At 32.3% G+C, this 15,152-nt stretch carries 16 protein-coding genes and 1 pseudogene; all 17 read right to left on the bottom strand.

Going from position 1 to position 15,152, the window contains the following annotated elements:
- Positions 1–173: 173 nt before the first annotated feature.
- A complete protein-coding gene (locus QYS49_RS11845) occupies positions 174–1,214 on the bottom strand; it encodes an N-acetylneuraminate synthase family protein (RefSeq protein ID WP_308347488.1) in 1,041 nt (346 codons plus the stop codon).
- A gap of 213 nt (positions 1,215–1,427) precedes the next feature.
- On the bottom strand, positions 1,428–2,183 hold the full coding sequence (locus tag QYS49_RS11840; protein ID WP_308347487.1) for a cytidylyltransferase domain-containing protein: 756 nt from the start codon (positions 2,181–2,183) through the stop codon (positions 1,428–1,430).
- Complete coding sequence (locus tag QYS49_RS11835; RefSeq protein WP_308347485.1) at positions 2,183–3,082, bottom strand: hypothetical protein; 900 nt, start codon at positions 3,080–3,082, stop codon at positions 2,183–2,185. The genes QYS49_RS11840 and QYS49_RS11835 overlap by 1 nt, the downstream gene beginning before the upstream one ends.
- Positions 3,075–4,154, bottom strand: coding sequence for a glycosyltransferase family 4 protein (locus QYS49_RS11830; RefSeq protein ID WP_308347483.1), 1,080 nt, complete (start codon positions 4,152–4,154; stop codon positions 3,075–3,077). Before QYS49_RS11830 ends, QYS49_RS11835 begins: the two co-directional genes overlap by 8 nt.
- Positions 4,147–4,440, bottom strand: a pseudogene (locus QYS49_RS19055) (CatB-related O-acetyltransferase); the annotation flags it as partial. The pseudogene QYS49_RS19055 and the gene QYS49_RS11830, both read right to left, overlap by 8 nt.
- Before the next feature lie 399 nt (positions 4,441–4,839).
- The gene (locus tag QYS49_RS11820; RefSeq protein WP_308347480.1) at positions 4,840–5,850 is read right to left on the bottom strand and encodes a hypothetical protein; all 1,011 of its coding nucleotides are present in this window, start codon (positions 5,848–5,850) and stop codon (positions 4,840–4,842) included.
- A 358-nt stretch (positions 5,851–6,208) separates the two neighbouring features.
- Positions 6,209–7,624, bottom strand: a complete 1,416-nt coding sequence (locus QYS49_RS11815; RefSeq protein WP_308347479.1) for a lipopolysaccharide biosynthesis protein — start codon at positions 7,622–7,624, stop codon at positions 6,209–6,211.
- On the bottom strand, positions 7,624–8,316 hold the full coding sequence (locus tag QYS49_RS11810; protein WP_308347478.1) for an acylneuraminate cytidylyltransferase family protein: 693 nt from the start codon (positions 8,314–8,316) through the stop codon (positions 7,624–7,626). Before QYS49_RS11810 ends, QYS49_RS11815 begins: the two co-directional genes overlap by 1 nt.
- Positions 8,316–9,359, bottom strand: a complete 1,044-nt coding sequence (locus tag QYS49_RS11805) for a nucleotidyltransferase family protein (RefSeq protein ID WP_308347476.1) — start codon at positions 9,357–9,359, stop codon at positions 8,316–8,318. Before QYS49_RS11805 ends, QYS49_RS11810 begins: the two co-directional genes overlap by 1 nt.
- Positions 9,356–10,030 (bottom strand): UDP-N-acetylglucosamine 2-epimerase, encoded by a 675-nt coding sequence (locus QYS49_RS19090; protein WP_505307694.1) that lies wholly within the window; start codon positions 10,028–10,030, stop codon positions 9,356–9,358. Before QYS49_RS19090 ends, QYS49_RS11805 begins: the two co-directional genes overlap by 4 nt.
- A gap of 35 nt (positions 10,031–10,065) precedes the next feature.
- Entirely contained in the window at positions 10,066–10,464 is a 399-nt protein-coding gene (locus QYS49_RS19085; RefSeq protein WP_505307693.1) for a UDP-N-acetylglucosamine 2-epimerase, read from the bottom strand.
- A complete protein-coding gene (neuB, locus tag QYS49_RS11795; RefSeq protein ID WP_308347474.1) occupies positions 10,461–11,483 on the bottom strand; it encodes an N-acetylneuraminate synthase in 1,023 nt (340 codons plus the stop codon). The genes QYS49_RS19085 and neuB overlap by 4 nt, the downstream gene beginning before the upstream one ends.
- Complete coding sequence (locus QYS49_RS11790; RefSeq protein WP_308347473.1) at positions 11,480–12,118, bottom strand: acetyltransferase; 639 nt, start codon at positions 12,116–12,118, stop codon at positions 11,480–11,482. Before QYS49_RS11790 ends, neuB begins: the two co-directional genes overlap by 4 nt.
- Positions 12,119–12,154: 36 nt before the next feature.
- Entirely contained in the window at positions 12,155–13,153 is a 999-nt protein-coding gene (locus QYS49_RS11785) for an NAD-dependent 4,6-dehydratase LegB (RefSeq protein WP_308347471.1), read from the bottom strand.
- 43 nt (positions 13,154–13,196) lie between these two features.
- Positions 13,197–14,261 (bottom strand): NAD-dependent epimerase, encoded by a 1,065-nt coding sequence (locus tag QYS49_RS11780; protein WP_308347470.1) that lies wholly within the window; start codon positions 14,259–14,261, stop codon positions 13,197–13,199.
- Positions 14,262–14,573: 312 nt separating this feature from the next.
- A complete protein-coding gene (locus QYS49_RS11775) occupies positions 14,574–14,897 on the bottom strand; it encodes a type II toxin-antitoxin system RelE/ParE family toxin (RefSeq protein ID WP_308347469.1) in 324 nt (107 codons plus the stop codon).
- Positions 14,897–15,130: a hypothetical protein gene (locus tag QYS49_RS11770; RefSeq protein WP_308347468.1), complete on the bottom strand. Its 234-nt coding sequence runs from the start codon at positions 15,128–15,130 to the stop codon at positions 14,897–14,899. Before QYS49_RS11770 ends, QYS49_RS11775 begins: the two co-directional genes overlap by 1 nt.
- Between the last annotated feature and the right edge of the window lie 22 nt (positions 15,131–15,152).

Here is a 15,152-nt window from a genome sequence, read left to right as displayed (position 1 = left end):
AATCTAGTCTATTGAAATTAAATTTCAATATTTTAAACCATTTCAGTTAAATATCTATTCAATTTAAATTATACTTTTTTTGCTATTCTTTGCGCTTCCGCGTCTCCCGACTTGCAGTACGGGACTGGTTCTGCGGTTAGTCTTTTTTTCTTTGCGTCCTAGCGCCTTTGCGGTCAATCAACCATTTTCCTGTAGATCACCTCGTCCTTAGGAACATCCTGATTAAGCTTCTTCCCTACTACATTTTCTCTTTCTGCCCACTTAAACCCATCTCCAGGGCTCAACATATGTAAATCCTCTTCTTTGATGATATCTCCTTTTTTAAGCTCTATTTTGGTAGCTATGGAACGCTCCAGTTTGATTTTAGCTGATTCTACTGCTTCACTGGTTTCCTTTTTCTTCTCTCCCAATGCCATTTCAAGGTTACGGATATCTCTCACCATTCTGTACATCCCATCAGGCGCTAACGAGCCTTTCTGGTCAGTGCCTTTCATGCTGCGGTCTAAAGTGATATGTTTTTCAATCACTTCCGCTCCCATGGCTACCGCTGCAGTAGGAATGGAAATTCCAATCGAATGATCGGAATAGCCAATGATATAATTGGGATAGCGCTCTTTTAAGAAATGAATACTATTAAGATTTATGTTTTTGTACTCAGAAGGATATTGCGACAGGCAATGCAAAATCGTAATTTTTTCATGATGCTTGGTGATTACTTCTAAGGCATTATCGATTTCCTTTACTCCGCCCATACCGGTAGAAAAAATAATAGGAATTTTAGTTTCAGCTAAGGCCTCCAATAAAGGCAGATTGGTTAAATCACGGCTGGCTACTTTTAGTCTGTCCGGTTCAAAATAACGCATCATGGATAAGCAGCCTGTAGCACAAAGGGTTTCTACAAAATCAAGTCCGTAACTTTTAGCATATTGATAAAGCTCAAAGTGTTGTTCATCATTCAGTTCAATAGCTGCACGGTGCTCGCCATAGGTTGCTCCAAAACTATTAGGATTATCATAAGGCTTAGCCATAGCCGAAGCAGAAAGCTCTTCGCTTAAATCCCGTTTGGTCAGCTTTACTGCATCCCAAGGCTTGAGGTGCTGCCCAAAAAGAGGATCTACCACTTCTTTAGCTGCTTTATCAATTAATAATTTGGCTATATCTACGGAGCCGTTGTGGTTTTGACCGATTTCTCCGATTAAGTATGTGTTCTTCATAGACATTTGGTTTCCCGCAAAGAGCGCTAAGACTAAAACGCAAAGTGCGCAAAGGTTTTATTAAAATTAAAGTTAATTGCAAGGCATTAACTAAACAAATAATGCCTTGCTGAATTGAATTAAAGTTTTTGTTTTTTTCTTATTTTTTTCTTTGCGCACTTTGCGTCAAATCACTTCTGCGGCCTTTGCGTGAAACCTTTTGTACGTGAAACCTTACTTACTGAACTTAGCTATCCCCTCGCCCATCACCGCCTTAATCTCTTTATGCTCATCAGCAGTTCTCACTAAATTCTCCAAAGAAAAATCCCCACCATTTATCTGAATGATCTTATACAGCTTCTGCATATTTTCAAAATCTTCAGGCGTATCAATGGTAAACCTCAAATCCTTTCTGTTTTTGATAATTTCAGGGGCAGGAAGTAATTTCACATTAAATTTATCTGGATTTCCATAAATGTAATTGGTGACATGCTCCCTATAAAATGCTCCATTTTCAGAATTTTCGGTTTCTTTATGTGCTTGTACCAAAGCCTTTCTACTCACAATTTCAGGATATAATCCCCAATGAGTACGAATAGCGGGAGTACCGTGGACATCAGCAAAAGAAATATAATCAGTATCCGACTTCATAGACTTTAAAAACTCATTGATACTGCCAAGTTGCATAAAAGGATTATCAGAGCATATCCTTACAATAAAATTAGTATCAGAAGACTGAATAAAACGACTTAATACATCTTCCTCACTCCCTCTGAAAAGTTCCACCTGATGTAGATTTGCAAATTCTTCTATTTTATCGTCAGCTGGCTGATCGGTAGTAGCTATTATTAGTGGAAATTTAGAATCTTGCTTTATGACTTTTAACTGAATATCTAATATACTCTGAGAACCATAAAATGGCTTTAAAACCTTTTGAGGCATTCTTGTGGAAGAAAGACGAGCTTGAATTATAATTTGGATGTTAGGCATTAATAATATTTAAATTTTAATAAATCTTCTTTAATTATGTTGTCTAACATCCTATTCCCTTCCTTATATTTATTAAGCAACTCCTCAAATTTTGAGACATTGCTTTTTTTTACTTTAGGTTGATATTTTTTGTTTTTAAAAATTCTGTCAAACCTTTTCAATTGTTTTTTCACATGTCCATTCTTCAAAAAGGGTATAAAACCATTTGGAATAAAATAACTAGAAGAAAAATAATTTGAAACTCTTAATACTTTATAACTAAACCTTGACAAGCTACTATTTTGCAAATTTCGAATTTGTATATCCTCTAAAATACAAACATTACAAAAATCACTAATTGATTTTAACAAATCCTCCTCATTGTCTATAAATTTCTCTTGTAACAAAACCATGACGTTTTCAGAACCAAATATATCTTGATAGCATTTAACTATATTGTAATAATTCAAATAATCAGGATTAAATAAAGTTAAATTTTGGCTCCCTTTATTGCTAAAAATGAATTGATCAAAATTAAATGTGCCGCCTTGATTTAAATATTGGCAATACAAGGACCTAATTAGGTCCTCCTGTTTGCGTATGCTAATAATTACTTTACTAGTTCCATTATTATCTTCACTTAAATTATATAACCTTTTAGCAATTTTACTTTTATTTATGCCACCATAAATAAATAATGGATTAATCAGTCCCTCATGAGAAAATAAGTAATTATTACCATTTTGTATTTTCAAATCAGGCTGTTGAAATTCCAAATCATCTGCAAAAATCAAATTACTGAAAATTGAAGCTGATTGCTCCAAATTGAAATATTCTAAATTCAAAAGTGGAAATATTCTATTCTGTAGATATGTTGTTCCTGTTTTTGGAAAGCCTATATGGTAGATTATGTTATTCATTTTTTGTAAGCTCAATCGAAACTTTTTCAAACACTTTAATCCTCTTTCTAATTTCAAATCTGTTGGCTAAATCATCTGTACCTTTAATTAGTTTAGAATAATAATCTTTGTCTTTAGATAATTGATCGATATATAAAATAAAATCATCAAATGAACTTGCAATGATTCCTTCATCACCTGATTTGAGCCATTCTTCTGCCCCATAAGTACCATAAATTATAGATGGGATACCACAAAAGGCAGTTTCAATTGTAACTTTCCCAAATCCTTCAGACTTACTAGGAAAAACATGTAAATCTATTTCGTTAACCAATAAAGAATTCAATTTATCAGGGCATAATTCACCATGATATTTTATATTTTTCAACTGCTTTCTATATACTTGATTTAAAATACCATCTAAAACAGTGTCTCTGCCAACAATATGAAAATTTAATTCTGGAAATTTAAAAGCTATATCCAAAAACTCATGGATGCCTTTCCTTTCCATATCATTTCCAATAAAAATTATATCTTTAACCGTTTCATTATAAATGATTTTTTTAGTAAATGAATCAGAATCCATAAAGGGTGGCATAAAAACAGTGGAATCATATTTCAAATCCCATTTCTTATAATTGTATTCACCTACGAATTTCGATGGCGCTAATACTTTAGTATGAAAATTGTAAACCCGTTTTAAATTTTCAGTTTTTCTTATGATTGGCAGAAAAGACTTCAAGGCTTTTTCATCGATTAAATTCCCTTGTCGCTTGAAAGAAGGTTTTTTAAAAAGTTTTAATAAAAAATTTATATATCGATAAAAATTCCCACCTGGTATGTAGGCTACATCACAATTATAGATACCCCAAAGAATACCTAAATAATTTGATATTTTAGCTGGGTAGAAACAATTAAAAATTTTAACTCCTTTAAAATTTGGAGTGTCAAGATTTCCAGATGATAGTGATAAAGTATAAACTTCAAACCTTTTCTTATCAATATATTTAGCAATAGTCCTGCAGTTTAAATTAAAAGCTCCTATGTTATTGATGTGGGCATAGAGAAAGATTTTGGTTTTATTTTTACTCATTCAATGAATTCAGATCTAGTTCAGAAATATTTTCCATAAAAAAAACACTGTTTTTTTTAATCTTCTCTAATGACCAGTCCCACCATTTAAGATTCTTAAGTTTTAAAATTATTTCATCAGAAAACCTCATCTTAATTAATCTTGCTGGTGATCCACCAACAATAGCATAATCTAAAACATCTTTTGTAACAACTGAACCTGCAGCAATAACAGCTCCATCCCCAATTTTTACACCTGACAAAATCATTGAATTAGCGCCAATCCATACATCATTACCTATTTGTATCTTTCCTTTTGTAATTTCATCTGTATATTCACTATTCTTAAAAATATGTTTATTAAAGTAAAATGTACTGACTTTTTCAAATTTATGATTGACCTCTTGTATTATTACACCACGAGCAATAGAACAATAATTACCTATTGAAACGCCTTTCATTTTACCATTTATGTGAATATTTGGTCCGTTTAACTGGGAAAATTTACCTATGGAGATGTTACCATTTAAAGTAGTATATTTTAATGAAGAAAAATCACCTACATTTATATTTCCTTTTAAATGTGTGCCATATATCTTGCAGTTCTTTCCAATTATATTCTTACCCTCAAAATGATTGTAACTATTTAATATATTTTTAATCCTAAATATTAGAAATCTAAATATTTTCAAGTTTGATAGTCCCATTTATTTTTCTGAAATTATTTTTTCAATTAATGCGCTTGTTAGATTCAATCCATTATAGGCAATCCCTTTCTCTATTAAATTATCATAAGTTTTTGTACCGATTTCATCAATAATCAAACTTGGTACTTGCATCATAGCAGCCTCTGAAATGGTTCCTGAATATTTGGAGATATGTAATTTAGCATTTTGTAATATTATCGGTAGCGGCAGATTAGAGGCTTCCTTTATATTTATTTTATCATAAACTTGGTTGAATTTCAATTCAGAAATAAAATTTGCTGTTTCTGTTTTACTCATTCTGGGATGTAACCTTATCCACCAAGCATACATATTTGCTGTTGACCTTATTATTTCATATATATTTGTATTCAAAATTTCTCTTAATGGTTGAACTGATATTAAAATAAGGGGTTTATTTTCACGAATGCTCAATTTTGAACTGTTTTCTTTTATAAAATTAAACCACGGATTACCTTTTAAAACTACTTTATGAAAATTTTGAGATTTAAATATATTTTCCAAATGATTTTTTGATTCAAAATCCCATACCCAAAAATACTTGGGCAGAATATTATATCCATTATCAGGTATTTTATTAAAATTATATGCAATATGCATATTCCCTTGCGCACCATGTTGCATATCTGCGGACTTAATATTTAATTGATGTGCAGCCAAATTTAACCCATACATGGCATTACTATAATAGCAAATTCCCGCAACCATCTTAGCTTCAGTTTTTTTTATTAACCACCGAAAGAAGTTAGACCAACTTTTTACGTGATTAATTTTTTTTTGAAGATTTATATTCAAAATATTCCGGTCTATTACACCATTTTTCTCAATATCATGTAAAAACTCTTTAAACCCCTTGTTATCTTTAAACAATAATTTCCATTCAGAAGCTATATGGTATCTTTTAAAAAATACAGGAAATATAGAGGTTGCATCTAATACACGCTCTTTCTTATAAATTATTTTTTTAGCAGGTAATTTTTGATTCTCTACCAAAAGTGAACTTATCCCCTCTTTTTCATTTATATCAATTAAAGGATCAAAATACCTGTTAATAAAACTTCCATTAAAATCAACTCTGTGTGAAGGAGCTCCGGAGAATAAAAAGTCAATTTTTGGAATTTTGATACTATAGAAAAAAATGAAATTTTTAATTCTATTATAAATTCTATTTACAATTCCTTTAACTTCATTTTGTTCTAAAGTATTCTCATGTACATCCGAGAAAATCTGTTGATAATGATAAAAAAAAATAATTTGTTTAATTAGCGGCCAAATATGGATTTCTTTAATTTTCCATTCCTGAACTTCATATTTTAATTCTAATTCCTGTAGTTTATCAATTAAATCTTTTCTACTTTGATAATCCATTTAATTTTCTATTTAAAAAATAAATTGCAAAACCTCCGACAGTTATTATAAGAAAAGATATTATTAACTTATATAAGACCAATAACTCCACAGCAAAAAATACAAATATAGTTGAAACTACAGTGCCCCCCAACCACAATATGGGGTAGTAGGAAATGGTGTTAATCTCCTTAAACATCTTGAAATAATAACCAGCATACCCCATAAACATGTAAGCTATAAAAGTGGTAATTGCGGCTACCTCAAAGCCATAAATGGGTAACAAAATGACATTTAGCAACACATTGATAATACCTGCACCAAAAGTCACTCTCCACATAATGCTAGTTTTTTCATTATACATAGTTTTAGTACTAAAGCCTAAGTACATCGGACGATAATTATATGCCATTACAATTATAATACCTAAATAATACATTGAAGCCAAAACTTCATTTCTAATCAGGAATGCAAAGGCTTCTTTCATCCATAAGCTTAATAAGGTTGTAATACAGAAAAAAGCAATCTGCAGTATGAAAACTAAACGAGATGCTTCCAAATCATTTCCCTCTTTGTAATACTTTATTAACATAGGGCCTATTGCTAAACCGCTAGCCATACCTAAACTATTGGTAAATTTACCAACAGTATAAGCAACATTATATTTACCTATATTACCGGTATTTATTCCGCTTAAATCCATTACCATTTTGTCTGAATTTTCAAGCAAATAGCCAGAATAATAATGAGGAACCATCGGTAAACTCACTTTTAGAGAGGATTTAAGGTATCGCCATTTAAAATTAAAAATAGGTTTAAGTTTCAAAATATAGTTTAAAGGATAGTAAAAGGAAAGATTATTAAAAATACCCACTAAAAATGCTGACCAAAACCAACCCATGTAGCCCATTTTATAATACACTATAAATAATATATTTAAACCAATAGCTAGAAAACCAAAAATGATTGAACGAACTGCTATTTGCAAAGGCTTTTGCCTTAGCTGATAATATGTGCTACAAATATTGGCAGTAGGACCAAAGAAAATGATAGGTCCAATATGAAGTACTGTAATCAATAACCTGTCATCATTAGCCTCAGAAGGCACAATTAAAAATATCAATGCCCCTAGTAAAATGCCATATACTATATTCCACATAGTCAGAAATCCATAGATTTGGCGCCAGCCCCATTTATACTGTTGCGGTGATTTAAAAAAAGCATTAACCAGAACTACTCTCATCCCTAAGATAGATAAAACCGCTAATGCAGATGTGTAGGCAGTCAAAACCCCTGCAACACCATAATCTAGCTCCGTTAATTCTTGAGTTATTAAAGGAAGTGAAAAAAAGCTAGCTACTTTGGTTATTTGTGGAGCTAGACCATAAATAGCTGTATGAGAAAAAAGCTTTTTTAACATTAGGATTTAAGAACATTACCAAAAATTATACTTTCAGCTGAAAGCCAATCAATTTGGTTATCTATGTCATGAGAGGAAAAATCATTCATTACAAACTTTCTAATTTTCTTAAATGAGTGCAGTGGGTTTTTTTTTAAAGAATTAATACTTATTATGTATATGGAGCCATTGTACTCCCAAACCTTAGGTACATCTTGTCTTCTAGTAAAATCACCCTCTTTGGATTTTCTTAAGTAACCGTTTTTATCCTCTTCAAAAAGCACATAATAAGGATTAGATTTGGTTTCTTTAACTGAAACTACCATATCTAACCCATCATGATATAACGCTAATGCTTCTTTAATATGTGTTTCTGTTCTAAAGGGAGAAGTAGGTTGCAATAAAATTAGTACATCAGGGTGGTAACCATTTTCTTCTGAAAATTTAATTGCATGCATTAATACTTCATGTGTTCCTGCTTCATCAGTAGCTAATATTGCTGGCCTAGTAAAAGGAACTTTTAGCCCTGTTTTTTCCACTACCGCTTTAATCTCTTCATCATCTGTACTGACAATTATGTGTTTATCCTCAAAAACCTCTCTGGCTGCTTCAATAGTGTAATAAATTAATGGCTTCCCTCCTAGCTCTTTAATGTTTTTGCGTGGTACACCTTTTGAACCACCTCTTGCTGGTATAATTACTAAAGGCTTCATTAAAACTTGATATATTTAAAATCTTCCTGTGCTTTTTTAAAATCTTCGTGCTTTCCAATATCTAACCAATAGCCTATTAAAGGATAAGATTTTACTTTTTTTCCTTGTTTAATCAATTCTGCCATCAAATCAGTGGCATTGTAAAATTCATTCTCAGGGATCAAATTCAATAATTCTTTTTTAATCAAATAAATCCCACCATTCGAATAATAAGTGTAGGTAGGCTTTTCCTTAAAAGATTTAACTCTTTCTTTTTCTGTCTCTAAAACCGCATAAGGTATTAAAACTTCATAAGGAATGGTAACCACACTTAAATCTGCATCTGACTGAATGAAATCCTTATAAAAGTCTTCATAATCAAGATTAGTTAGTATATCAGAATTAGTGATTAAGACTGTATCATGTTTCAAGTTTTTTATAGCTCGAACCGCTCCTATAGTCCCCAATGGCTTGTCCTCAGTAACATAATCTATTTGAACTCCTTTGCTCTCCCCATTTTTAAAATAATCTTTTAACTGATTGCCAAAATAGTTAATGGAAAGCCAGAAATCATCTATTCCATAGCTGATTAATCGATCAATATTATGTTCGATTATCGGTTTATCAGCTACTTTCAATAGTGGTTTTGGAATTTTATCTGTCAAAGGCTTCAATCTTGTCCCTTTACCCCCTGCCATGATAATCACATCAATGGGTAAATAGGATTTAAGAAATCTAAAATTTATAACATTTACAACTTGATGCGAATCATTTAAAACAGGAATTATCTTTAAATTCGCTTTTCTAAAGTAATCCAAATCTTCTACATTATAATTTGATTTTATAATAAACTTAGGGGTGGGTTGTATAAAATCAACTACTTTTTGATTAATTGACATATCCTTTAATAACCCCCTTCTTACATCTCCATCTGTAAGTGAACCCACTAATTTCTGATCCTCATCTACCACAAATAAAATGGCATCCGCTGCTAGTAGATCAAGCTTTGCCAAAGCCTCTTTTACAGTGCAATTTTGTTTTATTAAATGTTTTTTAAAGGTCATAACTTTTCAATTATTTGCACAATTTTTTCAGAGGCATTACCATGATAATAAATATTTTGACCTTTAAACTCTTTATTTCCTATTTTCTTGACAGCCTTCAAAATTGCTTCTTTGCTAAATTGAGTATGGATTACATTCTCACTCGCTATTCTCCCTTTCTGCCTATCTCCAACATTAATTACGTATTTATTAAAGCTAGCTGCTTCAGTAATACCACTTGAAGTGTTTCCTAGCATTATATCCGAATATTTCATTGCTGTAAAGTAAGACTGAGTCCCAAAATTCTCAATTAAAAATACTTGTTCCGGATGTGCAGTTTTTAGGATTTCAAATTTATCTCTGTAGAGACTACCTAATGTGTCTGCATTAGGCATAGTAATAACTAGTTGGTACTGCATCGAAAGTTTAGTCAATGCAATAATTAACTCTTCAGCGTACAATTTATTTATTTCAGAAGTTACTGTTTCCGGATGGACAGTAATTAAAACCGTTGGTTTATCCAGATTTATTCCCCATTTTAAGTTAAATTCTTGTTTATTCAAGAGCTTAATATCTTTCAGATTATCCAGACTTAGCGCACCAATTATATGAATATTATCACTATCTCCTAAAATACCATTAAGCCGATCCTTAAATTGAGGAAGCGAAACAAAATGCAGTTTTGAAGCCAACGAAATATTATGTCTATAAATATTATCTATTGCACCTAAAGTAGTCTCCCCCCCGCTATATGTGCAAAATTAATATTAAAAGGTATTCCTGCAGCTACTGCAGCAGCCATTTCAAATCTATCTCCTAATACAAGCACCCACTCAAACTGGTTAGCATGATCGTTCCAAAAGTCAGCGAATTTTTGAGCAGTTAAGGCGTAGGAGTTAGCTATATCTCTGGTTGTATCACCTAAAACAAGGCTACTGATTTTGTAACTTACTTCAAATCCATCTTTGATTATTCCATCAATAGAGTAGCCATGAAATTTGGATAAATGGGTTCCGAATGCAAGAATTTCAATTTCAATTTCTTTAGAAGCTCTTAACTTCTTTAAAAGGGGAAGATATATCCCATAATCAGCTCTTGAACTTGTAAGTACTAAAACCTTTTTCATTCTAAATGATCCTGTGAAAGTTTTACATCTTCCTGCAGGTCACATTTAAGCTTTTTACCTACTACCTGATCAATCTCCATAGGGCTGATACCATCACCAGGTCTTCTCATAATCAAATCTGACTCTTGTAAATTATGTCCTGCTTTTAGTGATTTCAATAAATGAATCGATTTTCTGGCAATCGCCTTATTGGGTATTTCGCTTTCGCTTGGCTCCTTTCTACCGCTCCCACCAATGGCTATTTCGATATTTCTTATCGATTGAACCATTTGTTTCAATTCCCCCGGCTCGAGTGACGCTTTATGGTCAGGACCGGGTAAGTTTCTATCCAATGTAAAATGTTTTTCAATTACAGTGGCTCCTAAAGCAACTGCCGCTATTGGTACCTCTATACCTAAGGTATGATCAGAATATCCTATACCAACATCCAATTCTTCCTTGATGTGCAACATAGCTTTAAGATTCACATCTGACATTGGAGTTGGGTATTCTGTATTACAATGTAAAACAGTTAATTTCGATTTATCCAATCCTGCTTCTATTAATATATTCAAAGCCACTTTTATTTCCTGCATATCTGCCATTCCTGTGGAAAGTACAATTGCTTTTTTTATCTTGGCGATATGTTGTAGATAAGGTTTATTGGTAATTTCACCTGAAGGAATCTTGTAAAATGTAGGGTTTAAAGTTTCTAAAAAGTCAAGACTTGGAATGTCAAATCCTGTTGATACAAAACCAATGTTCTTTTTATCACAATATTTTTTAATTTCTAAAAACTGTTCAAATGACAGTTCAAGTTTTTTTACCATATCAAACTGACTTTCATCTGATTTAGTATTATTAATTTGATATGCTGCCCTTGAAGCTGTTCTAGAAATATTCAGTTCCGTTCTAAACGTTTGAAATTTAATAAAATCAGCACCAGCAAACACTGCTGCATCCACTAACTTTAAAGCATTATTAAAACTGCCATTATGATTAACTCCAGCTTCTGCTATTATTACTACTTTATTTTTCATCTTTTCAAAACTTTACCGGGTATACCAACGATTAGATTGCCGGAATCAAAATCTTTGTTAATTAAACAAGATGCTCCGACAGTATTATTATTTCCAATATTTTTATATTGTAAAACTGTTGAATTTGTACCTAATAAATTTGTATCTCCTATTATTACTCCACCACTGATGTTTGTCCCTGGGTTAAAAACATTACTCGAACCTATTTCAGTATCATGACCAATAGTACTATTTAAGTTAAAAATGTTGAAGGAACCTATCGTAATATCTACTGTAAAAACACATCCAAAAGTTATAATATTTCCTGAACCCATAGAAATGGAATGATCCATTACAAATTTTTTATTTATTAGATTGGGAAACTTATAAGCTTTAAAGGTAATTGAAAGTTTATTAATTAATTTAGGGTCTCCAATTCCCATAAAAAGGGAAATATTCTCATTCGGTTTAATATTGGAGAGAAAGTAATTCTCATCAATCACTCTCTCTTTTCTACCTCTAACTACTATTTCTTTCTCTTTTGGTCTAAAATCTATAAATCCACTAAATTGAATTTCTTTATCTAAAGTATTCTCAGCTAAAAAATATACTTCTTTTGCAAAGCCAGATGATCCAATTATATAATATTCTTTCATATCTAATTTCTATTTATCAAAAAACAATATAGAATCTTAAAGGTTGTAAATATCGGTTTTATAATTCTTAAGATTTTCTTCTTTTGAAAACCATTCAATTGTTTTATTTAATCCAGTAGTCAAATCATTTTGTGGTTTCCAGTTCGTTAATTTTTTAATTTTTTGAGCTGAACCAAATAATCTAAACACCTCACTTTTTTCAGGTCTCAATCTTTCTTCATCCGTTATGATTTTCGCTTTAGGATTAATGATATCAATTAGACCTTGCGCTAATTCTTTCATAGAAATTTCGGATTCAGTAGCAATATTGATATGCTCTCCTATTGCTTTATCAGATTTCACAATTTCAATAAAAGCATTTGCAGTATCTTCTACAAAAAGCAAATCACGGGTAGGTCTTAAATCTCCTAACTTAATTTCAGTTGCTCCTTTAAGCAATTGAGAAATTATGGTTGGAATTATAGCTCTGGCAGATTGCCTTGGTCCATAGGTATTAAAAGGCCTTACGATGGTAATGGGTAAATCAAAGCTACGGTAAAATGACTCGGCTATGCAATCAGCCCCTATTTTACTTGCTGAATATGGAGATTGTGGTTGTTTGGGATGTTCTTCAGTTATAGGTACAAATTGAGCCGTACCGTAGACTTCAGAAGTGGAGGTAACTAAAACTCTTTCAGTTCCAAAATCTTTTGCAGCTTGAACTATATTAAGCGTTCCTTTAATATTAGTATCTACATACGAATCGGGAGAATGGTAACTAAAGGGTATAGCAATTAAAGCTGCTAAATGAAAAACAATATCCACATCCTTCATGGCAGTTCTTACCCCATTAGGATCACGAATATCCCCGGAAAATATTTCAATCTTAGCTAATTTTTCTTTTGGTAAAGTATCCAACCATCCCCATGAATTAAAAGAATTATAATAAACAAATGCTTTTACTTTATAGCCTTCATCCACCAATTTTTCTGTCAAATGACTTCCTATAAAACCATCTGCTCCTGTAACTAATATTTTTTTATTTAATAATTCCATTTATACAATTTTAAATAATAATTGATAAAGCGATATTTATTATTTACTTATTCTCTAAATTCTTATAAGCTATAAACCAAGCCACAAACTCCCCTATCCCTTTTTCCAAAGGTGTATTAGGTTGATAATTAAAATCATTGATTAAATCTTGTACGTCAGCATAAGTTTTTTGAACATCACCAGGCTGCATGGGCAAAAATTCTTTTTCAGCTGTTTTACCCATGGCTTTTTCCAAGACTTCAATATAATCCATTAGTTTTACTGGTTGATTATTTCCAATGTTGTAAAGTCTGTAAGGCGCATGAGAACTTCCGGCATCAGGCTTGGCATTGTCAAATTCAGGATTTGATTTAGCCGGTTGATCTAAGGCTGCCATTACACCTTGAACAATATCCCCTACATAGGTAAAATCTCTTTCCATTTTGCCATGGTTGAATACTTTCAACTTTTCTCCTTTCCTTATAGCTTCTGCAAAGAGGAAAAGTGCCATATCAGGTCTGCCCCAGCTGCCGTAAACGGTGAAAAATCGTATGCCTGTAGTGGCAATATTGAATAAATGGCTGTAAGTATGCGCCATCATTTCATTGCTCTTTTTAGTGGCGGCATAGAGTGATAATGGGTGGTCAGTATGGTGGTGCACTGAAAAGGGCATTTGGGTATTGCTGCCGTAAACCGAGCTGGATGAGGCGTAAACTAAATGCTTAACGGGGTAATGTCTGCAAGCTTCGAGTATATTTAAAAAGCCTTGTACGTTGGCGTCCAAATAAGCTTGGGGGTTTTCTACTGAATAGCGCACGCCTGCTTGTGCTGCCAGGTTGATTACATGGTCAAATTTTTCTTTTTCAAATAATTTGTATAGGTATTCTCTATCGCATAAGTCGGCTTTGACAAAGCGGTAATTCGGGTATTGTGAACTGAGTACTAATTGATGGTCTTGAACGAGTTCTCTTTTGATGCCGAGTTCGTTGAGGCGGCCATACTTGAGGTTTACATCGTAGTAATCGTTGATGTTGTCGTAGCCGATAATTGTATCGCCTCGTTCTAACAAAGCTTTGGTAAGGTGGAAGCCAATAAACCCCGCTGAACCTGTTACTAATATTTTTTTCAAATTTCTAAGATTTTATTTTTACAGTCTAAGACTGAGATTAAATCAGCTAAAGCTGATTAATTCTTTACCACAAAAGTGACAAAAGAAAACAAAAGGACAGCCTAAGGCTGTAAAGGTTTAACCACTAAGTTTCTCTAAGTTTTTCACAAAGGTCACTGAGAAAATATCAGCTAAAGCTGATTGTTTTTCACCACAAAGAAACAATAGAACACAAAAGATAGCCAAAGGCTGCTAAAATTTCACGCAGAGCCGCGGAACCTGTCCCGTACTGAAAGTCGGGAGGCGCAAAGTTTATGCAAGGAGAAATATTTCTTAAGTTGCAGCATTTTCTCCTAACTTATCGGGATCTTGTCTGGTATCAAATACATTGGCAATTTCTATCCTCTTTTTGTCAGTATTTACCCAATAAATGATTTTATAATTTTTATAAACTAAGTATCTAAATTTTTCTGGTCTATTAATTAAGTTTTCTTCAATTTGACCTACAAAAGGCTGATCAACTAATTGGAGGGTCTTATCAATTATCCCATCTACTAAGGATTTGGCTGTTTTCCTACTGGCTTTATATGTGTAGTAATCGTAAATATCGTCTAATTTGCTTTTTGCTAATTCAAGCCAGTAAACCTCTAATTCCATTACTTATACTTCGCTTTCAGTTCAGATGCTTTAGTCATTCTTCCATTTTTAGAATCTTCCATTGCTTTGTCAATTTCTGAATTTAGCTGCTCAGTACTCATAGGTTTTAAATTTTCATCATATGATTCTAACTTCCTCTTTTTCAAAATTTGCTCTAAACTATTGATGATATCTTCATTCTGTATCTTCAGAAATTCTTGAATAAACGATATTTTTCGTGCTTCAATGTTCATGACCCTTAAATTTAATTAACTC

The organism is Marivirga salinae (genome assembly GCF_030503855.1).
GTDB classification, from domain to species: Bacteria; Bacteroidota; Bacteroidia; order Cytophagales; family Cyclobacteriaceae; genus Marivirga; species Marivirga salinarum.
The sequence above is the reverse complement of the archived record's forward strand: the minus strand, read 5'-3'. Positions and strand labels throughout refer to the sequence as shown.

Excerpts from the sequence above, each read along its gene's own strand:
- QYS49_RS11815 (WP_308347479.1), bottom strand. The coding sequence starts at position 7,624 with ATGTTAAAAAAGCTTTTTTCTCATACAGCTATTTATGGTCTAGCTCCA.
- QYS49_RS11785 (WP_308347471.1), bottom strand. The coding sequence starts at position 13,153 with ATGGAATTATTAAATAAAAAAATATTAGTTACAGGAGCAGATGGTTTT.
- QYS49_RS11810 (WP_308347478.1), bottom strand. The coding sequence starts at position 8,316 with ATGAAGCCTTTAGTAATTATACCAGCAAGAGGTGGTTCAAAAGGTGTA.
- QYS49_RS11805 (WP_308347476.1), bottom strand. The coding sequence starts at position 9,359 with ATGACCTTTAAAAAACATTTAATAAAACAAAATTGCACTGTAAAAGAG.
- neuB (WP_308347474.1), bottom strand. The coding sequence starts at position 11,483 with ATGAAAAATAAAGTAGTAATAATAGCAGAAGCTGGAGTTAATCATAAT.
- QYS49_RS11835 (WP_308347485.1), bottom strand. The coding sequence starts at position 3,082 with ATGAATAACATAATCTACCATATAGGCTTTCCAAAAACAGGAACAACA.
- QYS49_RS11845 (WP_308347488.1), bottom strand. The coding sequence starts at position 1,214 with ATGAAGAACACATACTTAATCGGAGAAATCGGTCAAAACCACAACGGC.
- QYS49_RS11830 (WP_308347483.1), bottom strand. The coding sequence starts at position 4,154 with ATGAGTAAAAATAAAACCAAAATCTTTCTCTATGCCCACATCAATAAC.
- QYS49_RS11790 (WP_308347473.1), bottom strand. The coding sequence starts at position 12,118 with ATGAAAGAATATTATATAATTGGATCATCTGGCTTTGCAAAAGAAGTA.
- QYS49_RS11840 (WP_308347487.1), bottom strand. The coding sequence starts at position 2,183 with ATGCCTAACATCCAAATTATAATTCAAGCTCGTCTTTCTTCCACAAGA.
- QYS49_RS19085 (WP_505307693.1), bottom strand. The coding sequence starts at position 10,464 with ATGAAAAAGGTTTTAGTACTTACAAGTTCAAGAGCTGATTATGGGATA.
- QYS49_RS11770 (WP_308347468.1), bottom strand. The coding sequence starts at position 15,130 with ATGAACATTGAAGCACGAAAAATATCGTTTATTCAAGAATTTCTGAAG.
- QYS49_RS11775 (WP_308347469.1), bottom strand. The coding sequence starts at position 14,897 with ATGGAATTAGAGGTTTACTGGCTTGAATTAGCAAAAAGCAAATTAGAC.